21 protein-coding genes and 1 pseudogene are annotated in these 20,819 nt (G+C 38.3%); 17 read left to right on the plus strand and 5 right to left on the minus strand.

Translation table 11 applies throughout. The annotated features are described in order from the left end of the window. Positions 1-89: 89 nt before the first annotated feature. Positions 90-992 (plus strand): annotated as a pseudogene (locus HZR21_RS11655) (D-2-hydroxyacid dehydrogenase). Positions 993-1,170: 178 nt separating this feature from the next. Here the strand turns inward: HZR21_RS11655 and HZR21_RS11525 are convergent. From HZR21_RS11525 to HZR21_RS00350, 4 genes are all read right to left on the minus strand, one after another. Next, complete coding sequence (locus HZR21_RS11525; protein ID WP_219605534.1) at positions 1,171-1,350, minus strand: P-loop NTPase family protein; 180 nt, start codon at positions 1,348-1,350, stop codon at positions 1,171-1,173. 81 nt (positions 1,351-1,431) lie between these two features. Next, positions 1,432-1,773, minus strand: coding sequence for a shikimate kinase (locus HZR21_RS11530; protein ID WP_219605535.1), 342 nt, complete (start codon positions 1,771-1,773; stop codon positions 1,432-1,434). 192 nt (positions 1,774-1,965) lie between these two features. Next, a complete protein-coding gene (lysS, locus tag HZR21_RS00345) occupies positions 1,966-3,453 on the minus strand; it encodes a lysine--tRNA ligase (protein WP_180745447.1) in 1,488 nt (495 codons plus the stop codon). A 120-nt stretch (positions 3,454-3,573) separates the two neighbouring features. Then, positions 3,574-4,500 (minus strand): alpha/beta hydrolase, encoded by a 927-nt coding sequence (locus tag HZR21_RS00350; RefSeq protein WP_180745840.1) that lies wholly within the window; start codon positions 4,498-4,500, stop codon positions 3,574-3,576. A 400-nt stretch (positions 4,501-4,900) separates the two neighbouring features. On the opposite strand from HZR21_RS00350, the gene HZR21_RS00355 reads away from it, so the two are divergent. The 15 genes from HZR21_RS00355 to HZR21_RS00420 all read left to right on the plus strand — a co-directional run bounded on the left by HZR21_RS00355 (position 4,901) and on the right by HZR21_RS00420 (position 17,719). Continuing rightward, positions 4,901-5,170, plus strand: a complete 270-nt coding sequence (locus tag HZR21_RS00355; protein ID WP_180745449.1) for a hypothetical protein — start codon at positions 4,901-4,903, stop codon at positions 5,168-5,170. A 4-nt stretch (positions 5,171-5,174) separates the two neighbouring features. Beyond that, complete coding sequence (locus tag HZR21_RS00360) at positions 5,175-5,327, plus strand: bacteriocin (RefSeq protein ID WP_180745451.1); 153 nt, start codon at positions 5,175-5,177, stop codon at positions 5,325-5,327. A 48-nt stretch (positions 5,328-5,375) separates the two neighbouring features. Next, positions 5,376-6,896, plus strand: a complete 1,521-nt coding sequence (locus HZR21_RS00365; protein WP_180745453.1) for a glycosyltransferase — start codon at positions 5,376-5,378, stop codon at positions 6,894-6,896. 102 nt (positions 6,897-6,998) lie between these two features. Beyond that, a complete protein-coding gene (locus HZR21_RS11870; RefSeq protein WP_259276378.1) occupies positions 6,999-7,127 on the plus strand; it encodes a hypothetical protein in 129 nt (42 codons plus the stop codon). A gap of 137 nt (positions 7,128-7,264) precedes the next feature. Continuing rightward, the gene (locus tag HZR21_RS00370; protein ID WP_180745455.1) at positions 7,265-8,473 is read left to right on the plus strand and encodes an argininosuccinate synthase; all 1,209 of its coding nucleotides are present in this window, start codon (positions 7,265-7,267) and stop codon (positions 8,471-8,473) included. Positions 8,474-8,904: 431 nt separating this feature from the next. After that, positions 8,905-10,302: an argininosuccinate lyase gene (gene argH, locus HZR21_RS00375; RefSeq protein WP_180745457.1), complete on the plus strand. Its 1,398-nt coding sequence runs from the start codon at positions 8,905-8,907 to the stop codon at positions 10,300-10,302. Between the two features lie 107 nt (positions 10,303-10,409). Then, a complete protein-coding gene (gene rnpA / locus HZR21_RS00380; RefSeq protein WP_180745459.1) occupies positions 10,410-10,760 on the plus strand; it encodes a ribonuclease P protein component in 351 nt (116 codons plus the stop codon). 60 nt (positions 10,761-10,820) lie between these two features. Continuing rightward, on the plus strand, positions 10,821-11,633 hold the full coding sequence (locus HZR21_RS00385; protein WP_180745461.1) for a YidC/Oxa1 family membrane protein insertase: 813 nt from the start codon (positions 10,821-10,823) through the stop codon (positions 11,631-11,633). Between the two features lie 126 nt (positions 11,634-11,759). Continuing rightward, positions 11,760-12,656 carry an RNA-binding cell elongation regulator Jag/EloR gene (jag, locus tag HZR21_RS00390; RefSeq protein WP_180745463.1) on the plus strand — a complete coding sequence of 299 codons (897 nt, stop codon included), beginning with the start codon at positions 11,760-11,762 and terminating at the stop codon, positions 12,654-12,656. A 224-nt stretch (positions 12,657-12,880) separates the two neighbouring features. Then, positions 12,881-14,941 carry a serine hydrolase gene (locus HZR21_RS00395; RefSeq protein WP_180745465.1) on the plus strand — a complete coding sequence of 687 codons (2,061 nt, stop codon included), beginning with the start codon at positions 12,881-12,883 and terminating at the stop codon, positions 14,939-14,941. Between the two features lie 329 nt (positions 14,942-15,270). Continuing rightward, positions 15,271-15,405 carry a 50S ribosomal protein L34 gene (gene rpmH / locus HZR21_RS00400; RefSeq protein ID WP_003138207.1) on the plus strand — a complete coding sequence of 45 codons (135 nt, stop codon included), beginning with the start codon at positions 15,271-15,273 and terminating at the stop codon, positions 15,403-15,405. A 206-nt stretch (positions 15,406-15,611) separates the two neighbouring features. Then, positions 15,612-16,532, plus strand: coding sequence for an aldo/keto reductase (locus HZR21_RS00405; RefSeq protein WP_180745467.1), 921 nt, complete (start codon positions 15,612-15,614; stop codon positions 16,530-16,532). A 160-nt stretch (positions 16,533-16,692) separates the two neighbouring features. After that, on the plus strand, positions 16,693-16,959 hold the full coding sequence (locus HZR21_RS00410) for an IreB family regulatory phosphoprotein (RefSeq protein ID WP_031366254.1): 267 nt from the start codon (positions 16,693-16,695) through the stop codon (positions 16,957-16,959). Beyond that, the gene (gene ruvX / locus HZR21_RS00415) at positions 16,956-17,381 is read left to right on the plus strand and encodes a Holliday junction resolvase RuvX (protein WP_310592546.1); all 426 of its coding nucleotides are present in this window, start codon (positions 16,956-16,958) and stop codon (positions 17,379-17,381) included. Before HZR21_RS00410 ends, ruvX begins: the two co-directional genes overlap by 4 nt. Before the next feature lie 20 nt (positions 17,382-17,401). After that, entirely contained in the window at positions 17,402-17,719 is a 318-nt protein-coding gene (locus HZR21_RS00420; protein ID WP_031366252.1) for a DUF1292 domain-containing protein, read from the plus strand. A 140-nt stretch (positions 17,720-17,859) separates the two neighbouring features. On the opposite strand, the gene HZR21_RS00425 is transcribed toward HZR21_RS00420, so the two are convergent. After that, positions 17,860-19,113: an MFS transporter gene (locus tag HZR21_RS00425; RefSeq protein WP_180745471.1), complete on the minus strand. Its 1,254-nt coding sequence runs from the start codon at positions 19,111-19,113 to the stop codon at positions 17,860-17,862. 232 nt (positions 19,114-19,345) lie between these two features. Here HZR21_RS00425 and HZR21_RS00430 point away from each other — a divergent pair, with 232 nt between their 5' ends. Next, a complete protein-coding gene (locus tag HZR21_RS00430) occupies positions 19,346-20,776 on the plus strand; it encodes an aminotransferase class I/II-fold pyridoxal phosphate-dependent enzyme (protein ID WP_003140474.1) in 1,431 nt (476 codons plus the stop codon). Positions 20,777-20,819 lie beyond the last annotated feature (43 nt).

A 20,819-nucleotide genomic window follows, 5' to 3' on the forward strand; every position in this document is an offset into this window, starting at 1 on the left:
TGAAAATGGAGAGATTATGGTAAAATATGAGGAGAATTGATAAAGGAGATGCTGATATGATTGCTATTATGCGTGAGATGTCTAGGGAGATGAGACAATACTATGAGGCCTTATTTTCAGATCAACTCTTAAGTATTGATAAACACCTAACGGTATTTTATCCAGAAGTTGAGATATTAATTTCTGAGCCAAATGTGACATCTGAATTTTTGATGCATTTTCCTAACCTCAAATTGATTTTCACCCTATCAGCAGGGGTCAATAAAATGCCTTTTGATTATTTGAAAGCGAATCAAGTTATTTTGACGAATAGTCGTGGTCTTCATGCAGAGCATATGTCAGAACACGCTTTAGCGATGATTTTAGCACAGACGCGTCAGATTAATTTAGCTGTTAAAAATCAGTTGCGGCATCATTGGGCGCATAACGAGGGGGAGTTCACGACTGTTCATGACAAAACTTTGTGTGTTGTTGGTGCGGGAACGATTGGTCATGCGCTAGCTCGCAAAGCCATCGCAATGGGGATGCAGGTTACAGGTGTTTCATGAACGGGTAGGCAGCAGGAAAATTATCAAACCATGTATCCAACAGACAAACTCATCGAAGCCGTTGCAACAGCAGATGTTGTTGTTTTACTGCTACCATTGACACCTAAAACTTACCATTTATTTGATCATCACATCTTTTCAGCGATGAAAAAAGGCACCACATTGATTAATCTATCGCGTGGCGGAACGGTTGACGAAGTAGCGTTAATCGATGCGCTGAATAATGGACAAGTTGGTTTTGCAGGTTTGGATGTTTTTAAAGATGAGCCATTGGGTAGCGAATCGGTCTTTTGGGAGATGCCAAATGTACTGATTACGCCACATGTCGCAGGTGATATTTCAGATTATCTTGACCGTGCTCTGAACATATTTGCGAACGTTTTAGCAGATTTCAGAAATGGTACAGAAGTCAAAAATCGTGTGGATTTGGATCTGGGATATTAGATGAAACCTATTAAAAATCACTTATGACTGCTTAATGTCATAAGTGATTTTAATATTATTTCATTGTTGGAAAATAATAGAATTGCTTAAAGCGATTTATTACGAATATATACGATTTTTTCAAAGTGTTACCCACTTTTATAGTTACATTCCAGTACATCAACATATAAACTGGAACTTATAGATAACTTTGAATCATTTGAAAATTTTTCTCCAATGGCAAACTGCCATCTACAATAATATGCTTGCAATACAATTTCATTTGCCATTCATCATGCTTTGCTTTACTTCTCATATCTAAGCCACCGTCGTCATATGCCGCCGCCCAGTTTAAAAATTCTTGATGATTTTCATACATATCTCCTCCTGTATCAATCCTGTCCCCAAAATGTTCTCGTTCTCTTCTCCTCAATCTTTCAAGTCGTCTATTCGTATCGGTTTATACTCGAATAGCTAATGAAAATAAGGGAATTAACTCATCACCCCAGTCAACAAGTGAACCTGATATAACAACTTTTTCATGTTCATTTATATCTTTTTTCATCATAGATAATCGTTCTGAAATATTTCTTTTTATAGTATAGGGTGGATCTGTTGCTTGCCAAAAATAATCATCAGTATCCATAAAATAGAACCCCAATTTATCAGATATATATTTACCAATAGTTGAGGTCCCAGAACCAGACGCACCATATATATGAATCACTTGTTTGCCCATTATATCCCTTCCTGCAAATTCAAATTTGTAAGGTAAGTATATCACAATTTTTTTGATTTTCATTCATTTATCAACAGATTTTAAGCCATTTCAAAATCATTTACTTTAGAAATAAGTCACAGCATGGCACCTGTTTTTTGCTGCCTCAATCCTCTCTCATGTCCAGCACGGTCGGATCATTTATGCGGTGGTATGCCAGCGACATAAAAAATCGCTGACTCAGAGATGATCTGAGAAAGCGATTATGATTTTGGTTTATTTCATTGTTGGGAAAAGCAGTACATCACGGATAGATTGGGCACCTGTTAGGAGCATAACCAAACGGTCAATCCCGATACCAAGTCCGCCAGTTGGTGGCATACCGTATTCTAATGATTCAACGAAGTCGTAGTCAACGCCTGTTGCTTCGTCATCCCCGTTTGCTGCATCGCTCGCTTGTTTTTCAAAACGTTCTAGCTGGTCAATCGGGTCATTCAACTCTGTAAAGGCATTACCAAATTCACGACCTACGATGAAGAGTTCGAAACGGTCAGTGAAGCGGCCGTCCTCTGGGTTCTTCTTAGCCAGTGGTGAGATGTCTACCGGATGTCCATAGACGAATGTCGGTTGGATCAAGGTTGCTTCGACATATTTCTCGAAAAATTCATTGACGATGTGGCCCCAGCGGAAATGAGGCTCAACTTTGATGTCGTGTGTTTCAGCGACTTTAACAGCTTCGTCGAAATCAACGATGTCAAAGAAGTTGACGCCTGTTTTTTCATTGATGGCATCAACCATGTGGATGCGTTTGAAGTTGTCCGCAAGGTTGATTGTTTGCTCGTCATATTCAACAACGTCTTTACCAACGGCTGCTTTGGCAACGTGTTGGATGAGGCCCTCTGTCAAGTCCATGACGTCTGTATAGTCGGTATAAGCTGTATAGACTTCAAGCATGGTGAACTCAGGATTATGCGTTGTGTCCATACCTTCGTTACGGAAAACACGACCGATTTCATAGACTTTTTCCATGCCGCCGACGATGAGGCGTTTAAGATGAAGCTCAAGCGCGATACGAAGCACCATGTCGATGTCTTGTGCATTGTGATGCGTGATGAATGGTTTTGCGGCAGCACCACCGGCTTCGTTGTGAAGGACAGGTGTTTCAACTTCAAGGTAGTCTTGGCTGTCAAGGTAGCGACGAACTTCTGAGATGATTTTGCTACGTGTGACGAAACGCTCAAAGCTTTCGCGATTAGAAATCAGGTCTAGGTAGCGTTTACGATATTTGGTTTCAGTATCTGTCAAACCATGATATTTTTCTGGCAATGGACGTAGGGATTTAGATAGGAAAGTAATCTTATCTGCTTTGATAGATAACTCGCCCATGTCTGTCCGCATGACTTCACCTTCGATACCGTAGAAGTCACCGAGGTCGGCGTGTTTGAAGATATCGTAGGCTTCATCACCGACATTATCCTTGCGAACATAAATTTGAATTTGACCTTCACGGTCTTGGATGTGGGCGAAAGAGACTTTCCCTTTACCACGTTTAGTCATAATACGACCAGCAATCGTTGCGCGTTCAGCAAGTTCATGCAAGTCTTCTTTAGACTTATCAGCGTATTTAGCATTTAAAGTTGCTGAGTTAGCATCACGCTCAAAACGCTTACCAAACGGGTCAAGTCCAGCTTCGCGAAGTGTTTCTAATTTCTCGCGGCGCACCAGCATTTGGTCGTTTAATTCTACTGTATTTTCATCAGTCATTGTTTTCTCCCATTTAAAAGTTCATTGCCTTCATTTTATCATATTATAGTAGATTTGTGTAGCTAGCGATATAAAACAAAACGATTTTTAATCATTAAAAATCGTTTTGTTGCGTTCAAATTAATATTTATCTAAAAAGGCAGCGACCTTGGCATAATAGCCAGCCTTATCTGTTTCCAAAGATTTAGCATGTTTAGCCCCTTTGACGATAAATTTTTCGCGTGGGCCTTTCGTTGCGGCGTAATTTTGATCAACCATTGCTGTCGGTACAAAATCATCGGCATCACCGTGGATGAAGAGAACCGGTAGCTTGTTGTGAGCGAGCGCCTTGACAGAGCTTGCATCTGCCTCGCCATAGGCGAAACCTGCGCGAATTTTAGAGATTGCCGATACTTCATAGAGTAGCGGAAAGGCTGGCAGGTTGTACATATCCTTGGCTTGGAAAGTCAGCTCATCCCAGACCGAGCTGTAACCGCAGTCCTCGATGATGTTCACTACGTTTTTAGGTAAATCTTGACCGGATGCCATCATCACAGTGGCTGCGCCCATAGAAAGGCCAAAGTAGGTAATCTCAGACTTAGGGTTAGTCTTGATAAGCTGATTTGTCCACTTGATGAGGTCATGTTTGTCTGTCACCCCATAACCAATCAAGGTACCTTCAGATGCGCCATGCGCACGGTTGTCGGGCATGAGCACGTTATAGCCTAGTTTATGGAAAAGCATACCGTAAGCAGCCATTTGTTCCTTGCTACCGTTAAAACCGTGCACCACAATGACTGTTTTATCTGTTTTATTTTCAGCTGGGACATACCAAGCTTTGAGATTTAAACCGTCATTTTTCAGGGACAAGTTTTCTTTGTCTAACTTGAGAAAATCTTTCTCATCCTGGTAAACGGGAGAAGACTTAGGTGTTGCGGCATGACTGATAAAGGACTTATCACCACGAACCTGCGCCACATGGAAGAAGTAAAAGCTAGCACCGATTGAAACGATGGCTAGGATTGCGACAATGCCTGCGATTATTTTAAATAGTGTTTTCTTTTTTATCATTGTTATATTGTAACAAAAAAAGGGAAAATGAGCATATTTGGTGACTAAAATGTGTTTGTAGCGTGATTGACTCTGTTTTAGATGTCATTCAGGGTATATTTTGGTCACTCATACAAATTTTTGGTTATTCGTGGCATATTTTCGACCATTCACGGCATATAGGGTTTTTCTCGAAAAATTTAAGGTATACTATAAGTAGTGATAACCATCATGTAGGATAGATTCAGAATTCTAAATTTGATAAGCCATTTTGGGGTAATAGAAAACAAAAGATTGAAAATTCAGAACCCTTAAAATATTGAGGGTTAAAAAGTTGGAAATTATGATAGAATTTAGCTATGAAGATGAGACGTCATCTTCAACAAGTAGCGAATGCTAAATATTTAGGAGACATGCCATGTATTTTGTAACAGAAATCGATAGTGATTTGTATCTAGGACGTGAACTACTTTTTTCAAAAGAAAAACAAGTTTACTTTGAAACAGTTGAAGCTAAACTCAATCAAGAGTTTATTAACGTAAAGGCAGTAAAGCTATCTGAATTGTATCAAGGCTTGAAAGATGAAAATACTAATGAGGTAATCAGACTTTCAAAGTACGCAAAGGCTTATCAACATGCTATTCAAACAAAATATCCAAATGCGGATGTAAAAAATTATGATGAGTGAACCTATGGACAAGATTTTTGCACAATATGAAGAACTGAACGATGAAGAACTTTCGGCTGTAAACGGTGGCGCCTATCGCTATGATGCAGTTAGTCGAATTTTAGCACCATTGGTCAACTTTGCAGGTCAAGTGTTTAACGCAGCGACAGGAAATTAAAAAATAGAGAGAGTCCACTTGCTCTTTTTTTTATTATGAGAGGTTTTTATGTATAAAAATTGGTTAACTGAAGATATTGAATCTATGGCATCGTCTATTAATTATTCAGAGATACTAGAAATTGCTAAAAAAATTGACTTAAAAAATGCTTTTAAAGAGAATTATGAAACACTCTCTAAGAGAGAATATTTTGAGAAGTTAAATTTAAGATATCAAGATTTTATAGCAAACAGTACAATCGGAATTGCAATGCTCGTTAAAAATCAGGAAAATAGAATATATCCTGCCATATCCAATTTGCTAGATTTATGTGATGAGTTTGTAGATGTTGATACTGGGTCAACAGACAAAACAGTTGAACAAATCAATAAAATAGAATCAGATAAATTGCAGTTATTTTCAAAAGAGTGGGTTGAAGATTTTTCGTTGATGAGAAACTTTGCCAGTTCTAAGGTAACAACTGACTGGATTTTCTTTGTAGATTCTGATGAAGTACTATTTGAAACTATTGATAAAAATATATTAAGAAATATAGCAGCTTTGCTAGCTTCTCTTAGTAATGAAAGTGTTGCAATTCAGTTTAAAATCAAAAGACCAAATCAAAATAGCTTTACACTTGCAGAAAGAGGACTTCGAAAAGGTACAACACATTATGTCAATAAAATACATGAAGAATTGTATGATGCAAAAATAACGAAAGTTAGAATTGATTTTCTTCTTGAAAATCAGGGGGCGCTCATTGAAGAAATGGAAAAATTCAATAAACTTGAACGTTACACTAAGTTAGTCAATGAAGAACTAGAGAAAACCACTGGTAATATAAAAATGTTGCTGAATTTTCCTTTTCCTCAGGGGGATGCGATTGAATGCGAACGCTATTTTAAGCTTGTAGATTGCGTCATATTAAAAAAAGAAAAACAAGGCTGGAAAAAACATAATTTTCAGTTAACTGATGATTTTCATACACTGACTCAGAAATATATCATGCTCCTTTTAAGTCTTGGTCGAATAAATGAATTAATTGATAAAACAGCAGTATTATTGAGATTGTTTCCTGATAATTATTTCATGCTTTCTATGAATAATTTAGGGAGAATTTTAAAGCAACATCAAAAGCAACAAAAGCGATTTGAACTATTTTTAGAACAGTATTCTGAGATTAACAACGAAACATCCTTTGAAACAACACTCATGTCCAAAGATTATGCGTCTGCAATCGCGGTTAAATATTTGTTTAGCTTAGGTGATTATAAAAATGCTGTTCATTTATCTTTAGACATAACAGATCAAGAAGCGTTGCAACTTATTCAAACTGAGTCTAAATTTCTTAAAATTATCGATTTAAGTGATGAGGAATTATGTAAAGTAAAGGGAGGGAATATTTCAAAAAAAATCAAGCTGGAACGCCAAGCATTGAACCTCACTCAAGAGTGTCTAGCTCAAAAATTATTTGTTTCGCCACCTGTCATAGCAAATTGGGAGCATGAACGAAGTTATCCTAATATTCAACAAGTTTTAGCACTGTCAGAATTTTTTGGAAAATCAACAGATTATCTGTTAAAAGATTGAAATATCAATTTTAAATTATAAAGATAGATGTTTAATATTTATCAAGAAATTGTTTAGTGCATACCCTTTTGTTTTTTTGATGTAACACTTGATGAGGCAAAATTGGCTAGTGATGATGAAGAAATTTTAGCCAAAGCTTCCATGCCAACAGTTGCTAGCATTGTTTACGAAAAGGAAAACTATATGGCGTGGTTGATGGAGCAGCTGAATTTTACGAAAGAAGAACAATAAAAATCGCTTATTGAGGCGATTTTTAAATTATTAGCAATAAAAATGAAAAAATATGCAAAAAATCGCTTGACAAATGTATTTTTATGCAGTAAAATGTATATATAATCAAAAAACAAAGAAGTTGAGGACTTATACACATGGCAAAAGAAAAAATTGTACTCGCCTATTCAGGTGGTTTAGATACGTCAGTTGCAATCAAATGGCTCGTTGACGAAGGCTATGATGTTGTCGCAGCTTGTTTGGATGTTGGCGAAGGCAAAGACCTCGACTTCATCAAAGAAAAAGCATTGACCGTTGGGGCTATTGAGTCATACGTTATCAATGCTAAAGAAGATTTCACTCATAACTATGTTGGTTACGCTATCAAAGGTAATCTCATGTATGAACAAAAATATCCACTCGTTTCAGCTTTGTCACGTCCATTGATTTCAAAAGCATTGGTGGAAGTGGCGCGTGAAACAGGTGCTGCTGGCATTGCACATGGCTGTACAGGTAAAGGAAATGACCAAGTTCGTTTTGAAGTGGCAATTCATTCACTTGCCCCTGACTTGAAAGTTTTAGCACCAGTTCGGGAATGGAAATGGTCTCGTGAAGCTGAAATTGAGTATGCTAAAAAGAATGGTATCCCTGTACCCGCTGACCTTGACAATCCATACTCAATTGACATGAACCTCTGGGGTCGTGCGATTGAAGCGGGGATTCTTGAAAATCCTTGGAACGAATGTCCAGAAGATGCTTTCTTCATGACAACCTCTATCGAAAATGCACCAGATGAAGCTGAATTCATCGAATTGACCTTTGAAAAAGGCATTCCTGTTGCGCTCAATGGTCAAGCATTGCCCTTATATCAACTTATTAATGATGTCAATATTATCGCTGGTAAACATGGTATTGGTCGGATTGACCATGTAGAAAATCGTCTAGTCGGGATTAAATCACGTGAAATTTACGAGTGTCCAGGGGCGACTGTTATTTTGAAAGCTCATAAAGACATTGAAGACATTACTTTTGTTCGTGAAGTATCACATTTCAAACCAGTAATTGAAAATGAACTCTCAAACACGATTTACAATGGTCTCTGGTTTAATCCAGCAACGGATGCCCTCAAAGCTTACATCGACAGCACACAAGTAGTTGTCAATGGGACAGTGAAAGTGAAACTTTATAAAGGCAATGCTATCTGTATCGGTCGTAAATCACCTAACTCACTTTACGATGAGAACTTAGCAACTTACACAGCAGCTGACGAATTTGACCAAGATGCAGCTGTCGGTTTCATCAAACTTTGGGGACTGCCGTCACAAGTCAATGCTCAAGTTTGGGATAAACTCGATAAAGAAAAATAAGCCAGTCATCAAATAAACCAAGTCAGAGAACTGGATTTGAGACACTTAAAGCCAATAATTGCTACAGAGAGAGTGATTGGTCAGGTTAAGAAATTCCGTGAGATTTCACCACATACTTAAATAGAGATTAAAAGTAATCAGAGAGTTACAATTTCGCTTAAAAGCGCTAGACTAGGCGCTTTTTTGATATAATGAACTAACCACAATAAATCAAGTTGCTCAATATAATTACGGTGGTTGAAAAGATGATTCACTACCGATTTCGTATTCTTTTGGTAAAACAATACGAAATCGGTAAGAAAAACGCTGATTTATTACCAAATTGGTATTCTTTTGGCAAAACAATACGAAAATGGTAAAAAAACACCATAATTAAAATTACTAAAAATCAGCTGATTAACAGCGACCAACATAAACTAAGGGAGAACAACATGGCGAAACTATGGGGCGGTAGATTTGAAGAAGGCCTAGATAAAAAAACAGAAGCTTTTGGGGCATCGATTACTTTTGATCAAAAAATGGCACGCCAAGACCTAAAAGGTAGTCTTGCGCATGTGACGATGCTTGCCTCAACAGGGATTTTAACAGCTGAGGAAGCTGAACAAATCAAGGCAGGTATTCAAAAAGTTGAAGCAAAATACGAAGCGGGCGAGATCGAATTTAAAATCGAAAACGAAGATATTCACATGAATATGGAAACTTATCTGCATGCAGAAATCGGACAAGTCGCAGGTAAACTTCACACGGCACGCTCACGTAATGACCAAGTCGCAACGGATATGCATCTGTGGATGAAAGACACCTTATCAGAAACCATGGATAAATTACAAAACTTGCGTGAAGTCATTGTGACCTTGGCGTCAGAGCATATTGAGACAATCATGCCTGGTTATACACACTTGCAACATGCGCAGCCGATTTCATTCGGTCATCATCTCATGGCCTACTATAGTATGTTAACACGCGATTTTGAGCGTTTTGAGTTTAATATGAAACACGCTGATATTTCGCCGCTAGGAGCGGCGGCACTTGCTGGGACGACTTTCCCTATTGACCGGAAAGAAACGGCGGCACTCATGGGCTTTAGCGACATTTATGTGAACTCGATGGATGCGGTGAGTGATCGTGATTTTATCCTTGAATTTCTCAGCAATGCCAGCATTCTCATGATGCACCTGTCGCGTTTTTGCGAGGAGCTGATCCTTTGGTGTAGCAATGAGTTCCAGTTTGTGACCCTGTCGGATGCTTTTTCAACGGGGTCGTCGATCATGCCGCAGAAGAAAAATCCTGATATGGCTGAGCTGATCCGTGGTAAATCTGGTCGGGTTTATGGCAATCTCTTTGGCTTGCTCACGGTCATGAAATCTCTGCCTTTGGCCTATAACAAGGACTTGCAGGAAGATAAGGAAGGTATGTTTGACACGGCAGACACGATTTTGACCAGTCTGGATGTTATGGCGGGAATGCTGTCGACGCTTTCGGTCAATGAAAGCATCATGGCAGAGTCGACTGAAAAAGACTTCTCAAACGCCACAGAACTTGCTGACTACCTAGCTGCTAAAGGACTGCCTTTCCGTCAAGCTCATGAAATCGTCGGAGAAATGGTGCTAGAATGTACGAAGGCGGGTTATTACTTGCAAGATGTGCCATTGACACGCTACCAAGAAGTATCGTCCTTAATCGACTCAGACATCTATGAGACTTTGAAGTCTCGGACTGCTGTTCAACGCCGTAATTCCTATGGTGGCACAGGCTTTGAACAAGTCAAGATGCAAATTGCTTTAGCACAGGATGCTTTAAAGCAGAAAGTTGATTCTGAAAAAGAATAACGTGTTAATTTATATCAAAATAAATGAGAAATGTACCCTTGAAATGGTGCATTTTTTGCATATTTATGGTAGAATTGGTTAGATAAATTACTGTAGGAGAATCTATTTTGGCAATCAAAAAAGCTTTACGAATTAAGAAAAAGATTGATTTCGATAAAATTTTTTCTGCCAGAAAATCAACGGCTAACAAGAAATTTGTGGTCTACCAATTGCCTTCAGAAACGACACATTTTAGAGCAGCGATTTCAGTGAGCAAAAAATTAGGGAATGCGGTCACCAGAAATCGTGTGAAACGTCTTGTTCGTCATGCGTTAATGCCGCTTTCTGACAATTTATCACAAACAGATTTTGTGATTGTTTGTCGAAAAGGGGTTGAAACCTTGCCGTTTGATGAAGTGCAAAAAAATTTGACACACGTCTTGAAGGTAGCAAAAATTTATCAGAAATCAGAGATATAATCAGTTTAGTTTTTAGGATTTTAATTAAATGACAGCGTTAAGTTATAGAAAAGGAAAATTGTGAAGAAAAAACTTAAATTAGTCGCATTATCAGGAATAGCGGTCCTCGTTTTAACGGGTTGTGGCCGTACGGATATTACAGGACACTCAAGTGGTCTTTGGGAGCAATTCGTTTACGGGTTTGCCCAAATCATCCACTTTCTTTCATTTGGTGGTTTGGTCGGTCTAGGCATTATTTTATTCACCTTAATCATCAGAACGCTCTTATTGCCTTTGATGCACGTACAAATGAAATCAACGCGTAAAATGCAAGAAGTGCAACCTGAATTGAAAAAAATTCAAGCGCAATACCCGGGTAAAGATGCGGAAAGCAAACGCTTAGTTGCTGAAAAAACACAGGAACTTTATGCGGAAAATGGTGTGAATCCTTATATGGGATGTCTGCCTTTACTGGTGCAAATGCCAATTCTCTGGGCATTGTATCAAGCCATTACGCGTGTTGATTTTCTGCGTGATGGTCATTTCCTTTGGTTTGATATTTCTGGACACGACCCTTATTTTATCTTGCCAATTCTTGCCGCAGTATTCACCTTTGCTAGCTCGTGGCTAACAATGAAGGCAGCGCCTGAAAAAAATGCAATGACGACGAGTATGACGTATGTTATGCCTATTCTCATCTTTGGGATGGGCGTTAGCGTTGCAGCTGGTGTGGCACTTTACTGGACCGTATCAAATGCTTACCAAGTCTTCCAAACCTTGCTTTTGAACAATCCGTTTAAACTTCAAGAGGAACGTGCCGCCAAGGCGAACGCAGAAAAAAATAAAGAAAAGGCTCGTCAAAAGGCATTAGCAAAAGCTAAGAAGAAAAAATAAGCTAAATTTTAGAGACTGACGGCGTAGATTGCTATCAGTGATAAAAAGAGATAAACTTATCTTAGATACGTTTATCAACATCAAAGTAGTACTTAAGCAATACCTAATAAAGGAGTAGTTAAAGAGATGGCTATTTTTACAGGAAATACAGTAGATGAAGCGATTGAGCGTGGGTTGAAAAAACTTGGCGTCAAACGTGAAAATGTCCATATTCAAATTGAGCAGAAAGATAAAAAAGGGTTCTTGGGCATTGGTAAAAAACGTGCCCGTGTTAATATTGATGCTATCCACGAAGAAACTGTTCGTCAGGCTGACCGCCTTGCCACGCGTGGATTAGATGCTGATTTTATTGCAGACTCACCGAAAGTTCAATCCGCTATGGAAGCAACGCTTGAGTTATCACAAGTTGTTAAGGCAGTTAAAGCAGCTGAAAAAGCAAGCACGGGTGATTTAAGCCAAGAAGATAAAGATGCAATCATCGAAGAGGCTAAGAACGAAATTGCTGAAAGAAAATTAGTTGACCTTGAAGGCGATATCGCGCCTGCAGCAGTAGCTGAGGCAATGACACACAGTCAAAATAAAGTGATTAAAGAAGTCTCAAAATATTTGACATTAATCACACAAGATATGGGTGTTCCAGCATCGGTTTCGGCTCAAAATGATGGCAGTTTGATTGTTTTCAATCTTAAATCATCGCAGGACGGTTTGTTAATTGGTAAACATGGTAAAATTTTACAGGCTTTACAAGTTTTAGCTAAAGCATATGCTAACAGCTTGACAGAAGAACGTGTAATCCTTGCCATAAATGTTGGGGATTATCATGAAAAGCGTAAAGTCTACATTACTAGCTTAGCGCATCATGCGGCAAAACGTGCGCGTAATGGTGAAACAGTTTATATCAATGATTTACAAAGCAATGAACGTAAAATCGTCCATGCTATTATCTCACGTGAACCAGGTGTTAACAGTCGTTCTGTTGGACGTGATAGTGGCAGATATATTGTTGTGACAAAAGAAAATTGAGATGCAAATAAGATTATTTTGACAAATATCTGTAAAAAGTGGTAGCATAAGTAAGTTTGATATTTGCGAAGTTAAAACACCGTACGCCTAAAACATTAAGGCGTACGGTGTTTTTTGTTTTGTCTCAAAATCAAGAATTTTTATTATTTTTTTATTAAACTGATTTACATATTACTATTTAAAGTGTTATAATAAGAATAAAATGCGTTTTAAAGGAGTCTGTTATGAGGGGTTTGGCAAAGTTTATTATTGGATTGACCTTGTTGATGAGTATATTTGCAGTTTATACAGGAATTACTTTAGCTGATGAAAATGATAGAAGTAGTGAAACAATTGATAAATCAGAGATAAAGTCAACTCAGACTTCATCAACTACTCAGGCTACGTCAACTACTCATGAGAGCAAATCATTAGCAGAAAATGTAGCACCTAGTCAACAAGTAGAAGAGCAAACTTCAACGACTACGAAAGAAGTCATTGCGACAAAAATCACAGCTACAAGTGAAAAAGAAAAGATTGCAGTTGGTCAAATTACACAACTGACAGTAAGTGTGGCACCCGTTGATGCTCCTCAAATCGTCACCTATCAAAGCTCAAATCCCAAAGTAGCCACAGTAGATGGAACGGGTCAAGTTACAGGCATTGCTTTAGGTAAAGCACAGATTATAGTCACTTCTCAAGATGGAAAAGTGTCAACCGAAATTACTATTGAAGTTGTTGAAACAAGTGTTACTTATCAAACCCATGTTCAAAGTATTGGTTGGCAAAATTGGGTCAAAAACGGTGCCATGTCAGGGACACAAGGTCGTTCTTTACGGCTAGAGGGCATCAAAATTAAACTGGAAAATGCGACTTACTCGGGTGAAATTATTTATCAAACGCATATCCAAAATATCGGTTGGCAAGCTGAACAAAAAGATGGTGTTCTGAGTGGTACAACAGGGCAAAGTAAACGCATGGAGGGAATCCGTATTTACTTGACAGATGAGCTTGCGGCACATTATGACATCTATTATCGTGCGCATATTCAAGAGATTGGTTGGTTATCGTGGGCAAAAAATGGTCAAGAATCAGGTAGTCAAGGGTTATCTGCACGACTAGAGGGGATTGAGATTCAACTGGTACCGAAAAATACAAAAAATTTCGATACCAAACGTACTTTTGTCAATGGTAGCAATACAAAATTTTCTTATCAAGTCCATGGTCAAAATTATGGTTGGCAATCGCCTAAAGTAAGTGGGCAAATCGCTGGAACAACAGGCCAATCTAAACGGATTGAGGCAATCAGAGCTAGTATCAGAGATACTAACTTACAAGGTAATGTTAGCTATAGAGCCCACGTTCAAGGCATTGGATGGCAAAATACAGTTTATAACGATGCCATCAGTGGTACAGTGGGACAATCTCGTCGACTTGAAGCTTTGCGAATTTCAATAAATGGGGAAATTTCGCGATTCTATGATGTCTATTATCGTGGCCATGTTGAAGGAAAAGGTTGGTTAGCTTGGACAAAAAACGATGGGATAATTGGGAGTACAGGAGCAAGCAAACGTTTAGAGGCTATCGAAGTACGCCTTGTCCATAAAAATGGTGCAGCACCTTCTATTTCTGGAAAGTCAAGTGTCGGTGCAGCTGATTACTCTAATCAAAAGATTTTGCCTATTTTTAACAGTAATAACAATATCATGAGTGCGGGGTATTATAATCTGAGTACAGGCGATACTATTCTAAAAAATGGTGATGCACTTGTGACATCGGCATCAACCTATAAACTTTTTATCGCCCTTTATGTTTTTAATTTGATGGATACCGGTAAAGCAAATTGGAACACGGGCTGGCCGGGTGGTACTTTCCGTTCAGGTTTTTATGACATGATTATTAATTCAGGCAATAATTTTTCGGAGTGGGTTAAAATAAATTACGGCAGTGGTAACATTGATAAATTTTTAAAAAGTAAAGGTTATGCTGGTATTTTCAATAATCCAGACCATGCGACAACTTCAGCTAAGGACTTAGTCAATATTTTGAAATATTATTATAATAATTCTAGAAATGGTAATGTTGCCTATCTCATTGATTTGATGAGAAACCAGATTTATCGGACTGGTATACCGAGAGGAACAGGTCAAGCTGTTGCAGATAAAGTTGGTTTCCTTTGGGATATTCGAAATGATGCAGGCATCGTTTATGCAAGACAGCCTTATATTTTAGTCATCACAACTAAAAATCAATACAATTTTGATTTAATTTCGGATATCTCTAGAAAAATACAGATGGCTCAATAAGATTTAAAAACTTATTGATCACATTTAGGTACTTTTGTATATAGAAATTTTGGCAGAAAACTGGCTAATAAATTCTAGTAATAAGAAAAAACTATAAAAGGTAAATTTCCAAAGTATCAAACATTTAACCAGGCGTTAACAGCCGTTCTGTTGGACGTGATAGTGGCAGATATATTGTTGTGACAAAAGAAAATTGAGATTACCTTGACAAATGCTTGTAAAAACGATAGAATATTATGGTATGTTTAGTAACTGATCAAAAGCCTAGGCTAGACATAAGGTTGTTGGGTTACCGACAATCAAAAATTCTGTACAGGAGGAAAAACATTATGAAACGCACTTTTCAACCAAGTAAACGTAAACGTCAAAAAACACACGGTTTCCGTAAACGTATGTCTACTAAAAACGGCCGTCGCGTCGTTGCTAGCCGTCGTCGTAAAGGACGCGCAGTTTTGACTGCATAAAATACGATAAAAAGAACATAGATACTCGAGCCTATGTTTTTTTTGTTGTCTTTTTGGCTTAAAGCTAGATTATGACTCAATTTGAATGTAGGACTTTTTAAATAAACTTAATAGAATTAAAATATATATAGTTTTTGTGGATATAATTGCCAAGTTTTTGATACAATAGAATTGGAAACGATTACAAGAATAGAAAGGCTCTTACCATGAAAAAAATTCAAATTGCCAATACGGACATGACAGCTAGCCAACTTATTTTAGGTTGTATGCGAATTAATGAACCAGGTAAAAATCCTGTTGAAACGATTCAGACGGCATATGATAATGGCATTAACTTCTTTGATCATGCAGATATATATGGTGCTGGGGAATGCGAAACGATTTTCGCTAAAGCGTTGAAAGAAACAAGTATTTCGCGTTCTGATATTTATTTACAATCTAAAGTTGGGATTAAACCAGGGATTGCTTTTGACTTTTCAAAACAACATATCATTAAAGCGGTAGAAGGCTCATTGAAACGTCTAGATACTGATTATCTCGATGCACTTCTTTTACACCGTCCAGATACCTTGGTTGAGCCTGAAGAAGTTGCAGAAGCTTTCTCTCAGCTTGAAAAAGCTGGTAAGGTTCGTGCGTTTGGGGTATCCAATCAAAACCCTGGTCAAATTGAACTCCTGAAAACAGCGGTTAAACAACCACTCAATATCAATCAACTTCAATTTGGTCTTAAACACACGGGCATGATTGATGCTGGCATTAATGTTAACATGGAAAATCAAGCGGGTCTCGTTCGGGATGGTGGTATTCTGGAATATTCACGGATTCACGACATGACGATTCAAGCTTGGTCACCTTTCCAATATGGTTTCTTCGAAGGTGTCTTTGTTGGAAATGATGAAAAGTTCCCTGAACTTAATGCTAGATTACTAGAGCTTGCGGAGCAATACAAGGTAACGCCATCTGGTATCGCTGTCGCCTTCATTAATCGCCATCCTGCTAAGATCCAAACAGTTCTTGGTACAATGACACCATCTCGTATTATTGAAGCGACAGAGGCTGCAGATATTGTGTTGACGCGTGAAGAATGGTATAGCTTATACATGGCAGCAGGTAATATCCTACCATAAGTCTTAAAAATGCTAGAGATTTTCCGGTAGTTTGGAGAATGTCAGCATTTTCTTCATTTGTCCAGATAAATCACTAAAATGAAGAGTATTGTTTGAATTTTTAGCAAAAATAACTTATAATGAAACTAACTCAATAAATTACAGAAGTGAGGTGACAGATATGAGTTTTACAGATGAAACGGTACGTTTCGAGTTTGATGACTCGAGCAAAAAAGAAATTGGCGAAACACTTGTCAGTGTCTACAAGTCTCTCGGCGAAAAAGGCTACAACCCGATTAACCAAATGGTCGGTTATGTGTTATCAGGCGATCCAGCTTATATCCCGCGCCACAACGATGCTAGAAACAAAATCCGTCGTTTTGACCGAGATGATATCGTTGAAGAATTGATTAAAAATTACCTCAAGGATCAAGGTGTGTCACTTTGATGCAACGTTTAATGGGGTTAGACGTCGGTAGTGTAACTGTCGGCGTGGCCGTAAGCGACTTGTTAGGCTATACAGCTCAGCCTGTTGAGACGATTCGCATTAATGAGTCAAAAGCAGATTATGGGTTTGAGCGTTTGGCAGAACTTGTCAAAGAATATCAACCTGCAAAATTTGTCTTAGGTTTACCTAAACACATGAACAATGATGAAGGTATTAGGGCGCAAGCGAGTCGTCATTATGGTGATTTATTGTTCGAAAAATTTGGTATTCCAGTTGATTATCAAGATGAGCGACTCACGACAGCCCAAGCAGAGAAAATTTTAATTCAAGGACACACACGTCGTGAAAATCGCAAAAAATATATTGATAAATTGGCGGCTGTGTTGATTTTACAGAATTATCTTGATAGCCACACTTTATAAACTAGATTACGGAGTAAATAATGACTGAACATACACATCATCATGACCATGAACATGAGCAAGAATTTATCACTTTGATTGATGATCATGGAAATGAGACTTTGTTTGAAATTCTTTTGACAATTGATGGTCAAGAAGAATTTGGAAAAAACTATGTCTTAGTTGTACCAGCTGGTGCGGAAGAAGACGAAAACGGTGAAGTTGAAATTCAAGCTTACGCTTATACACAAAATGAAGATGGTACTGAGGGTGACCTCTTACCAATCCCAGAAGATTCTGATGAAGAATGGGATATGATTGAAGAAGTTTTCAATACATTTGTAGAAGAACAAGACTAAATCAATATCAAAAACTCTGAAAATTTCCTTATCTGATGTTAAATCAGGATAGGTTTGACTTTCAGAGTTTTTATTTTGTGGTTATTTAGGACAGTGTCGCTAGTATAAAGTTCATGATATGTTAAGTTGTGTTTTCATCATCAGTCGTTGTCAATTTTGTCATCAGTTGCATCAGTCATGACTACCATGTGGTCAAGCTCTCTGACTTCAGGTAATAGCATGCTTGCGATATTACCGATAAAAATGCTGACACCTGCAATAATTAGAAGGGGTGGTATACCGATGGTTTCAGCAAGTGGTGCTGCAAAAATCAGACCAATCGGACTGGCCATGGAAACCATAGCTTGTGTAATGCCCATAATACGTCCAGTTTGTTTAGCGGGGAAAGCTTGTTGAACGATGGACATGAAGAGACCGTTTGCGGCCATGAATCCGATGCCGCCGGGGAGTTGTAAGGCGATAAAAAGCCAAAGCCCATGTCGATTGTCGGGTAAGAAGCCCATGAGTGTGAAAGCAATCCCTGCCAGATAATACCACATGACACCAATCGTCAATCGTCGTTTGGTTGTGGCGAAAAGTCCAATGAGGAGGCCTCCGAGGAGGGAACCAATGGACCAAAATACTTCAACGATAGAAGCGTCTGAAATGCTACCATGGAAATAAGTGGTCGTAATCAGGGGGTAGAGTGAAAAGGCGGGCCATGCAAACATACCAATTAAGGTTGTAATGATTAAGAAGTTGAAAATACCTTTATGATGTCGGACGAGTTTAAAACCCGCCACTAGTTCATGAAGATAGGAGTTTGGATTGTCAAGATGCTCAAAACTAGGAATTTGTGTCATTAGTACTGTAATTGTCGCAATAATGGCACCAGCGACATCAACTAGCATGATTTGAGAAATGGGTAGCAGGCTGTAAAAAAACGCGCCAATAGCTGGTGTGATAATCATTGAGGCGCTATTAAATGCACCGTTGAGCCCGCTGACTTTAGGTACAAATGTTTCTGGGACGAGTGTCGGGATAATGGATTGAGTTGTTGGTGTCTGAATGGCACCTGCAAAACTTCTGATGAACATGGCGACACCTAATAACCAAAAAGGCAGTGGACCACCTTGCCCATAAATCGCTAGGATAATTGCAGCAAGTGCGACAATCCAATCACCTGACAGTAAGAGAATTTTCTTATTCATGCGATCAATTAGTGGACCGACTAAGGGACCAATAATGATCCCAGGGATAAATGCAATTAGCATATACATGGCAAGTAAAGTTGGACTTTTAGAGCGATCGGTCAAATACCAAATCAAGGCATATTGCGCAATCATGCTTGTGAAAAAGGATAATTGTTGACCGACAAAAAGCGTGAAAAAATTCTTTTTCCATTTTGTTTTCATATACTTTTAATTTTATAAAAATTTTGACAAGACGGAAATACCTTTGATTATTTAAATTGAAAAGTTTATAGATAAATGAAACGAGATGAAAAAATCAGATGTGTCAGGATGATTCCTGCTAACATGTTTTATCTTATGGTAAAGAGTGTTCTGGGGTATTGGGGTCTAGCTTGACAAATAACTATGGAAGTAGTAAACTAACGTTAGTTTACTGTAAACTAACGAGGTGTATATGATAATTAAAAATAAACTAACGACACTGCGAGAGCAATTTGGCTTTAGTCAAGCAGAGGTCGCAAGGAAAATCGGCGTTTCTAAGCCAACATATTGGGCTTGGGAGAAAGGAAATGCCAATCCTAAAGCAGAAAGTCTTAAAAAACTGGCAGCATTATATGACGTAAATTTGGATGAACTGACGAAAAAAACTAACGAGAAAGTAGTGACACATATGAGAACTTTTGAAAAATCCGATAAACTTGATGATGTTGCTTATGATATTCGTGGTCCAGTTTTGGATGAAGCGAATCGTATGCGTGCTAATGGCGAGAAAATTTTGCGTCTTAATACAGGTAATCCAGCCGAATTTGGCTTTACAGCTCCGGATGAAGTGATTCGTGATTTAATCATGAATGCGCGTGATAGCGAAGGATACTCAGATAGTAAGGGGATCTTTAGCGCGCGTAAAGCGATTATGCAGTATTGCCAAGTGTTAGGTTTTCCAAATGTTGACGTTGATGATATTTACACTGGTAATGGTGTGAGTGAGCTCATTTCTATGTCTATGAATGGGCTATTGAATACTGGAGACGAAGTCCTAGTGCCAATGCCTGACTATCCTCTTTGGACGGCGTCAATTAGCTTGGCTGGAGGTCATGCTGTACATTATTTATGTGATGAATCAGCGGAATGGTATCCTGATATTGCAGATATCAAGTCAAAAATCACGTCTAATACGAAGGCGATTGTCATCATTAATCCTAATAATCCGACTGGTGCTGTTTATCCACGTGAGGTCTTGTTAGACATCGTTGAAATAGCACGTCAGAATGATTTGATTATTTTCTCGGATGAGATTTATGATCGTATCATCATGGATGGTATTAAACATGTTCCAATCGCGACTTTGGCACCAGATTTGTTTGTCGTGACTATGAATGGTTTGTCAAAATCACACCGAGTGGCTGGTTTCCGTGTGGGTTGGATGATACTTTCAGGGGATAAGAGACGGGCTCAAGGCTATATTGAAGGCCTAAACATGCTAGCTAATATGCGTCTATGTTCAAATGTATTGGCGCAACAAGTCGTTCAAACGTCATTAGGTGGCACGCAGTCTGTCGATGAGTTGTTGCTACCTGGTGGTCGTATCTATGAGCAACGCGAATTTATCTATAAAGCTATGAATGAAATCCCAGGAATTTCAGCAGTGAAACCTAAAGCTGCCTTCTATATTTTCCCTAAGATTGATACAACTATGTACAATATTCATGACGATGAGCAATTTGTTTTAGATTTTCTGAAACAAGAAAAAGTCATGTTGGTTCATGGTCGTGGCTTTAACTGGAAAGATCCAGATCATTTTCGGATTGTTTATATGCCACGTGTTGATGAATTAGCACAAATTCAAGAGAAAATGACGCGATTTTTGTCTAAATATCGCCAGTAAATTGTCTTAAAATAGAAAACAATAAATAATTTTCTGAATATTG

The organism is Pseudolactococcus laudensis, assembly GCF_013449735.1.
GTDB classification, from domain to species: Bacteria; Bacillota; Bacilli; order Lactobacillales; family Streptococcaceae; genus Pseudolactococcus; species Pseudolactococcus laudensis.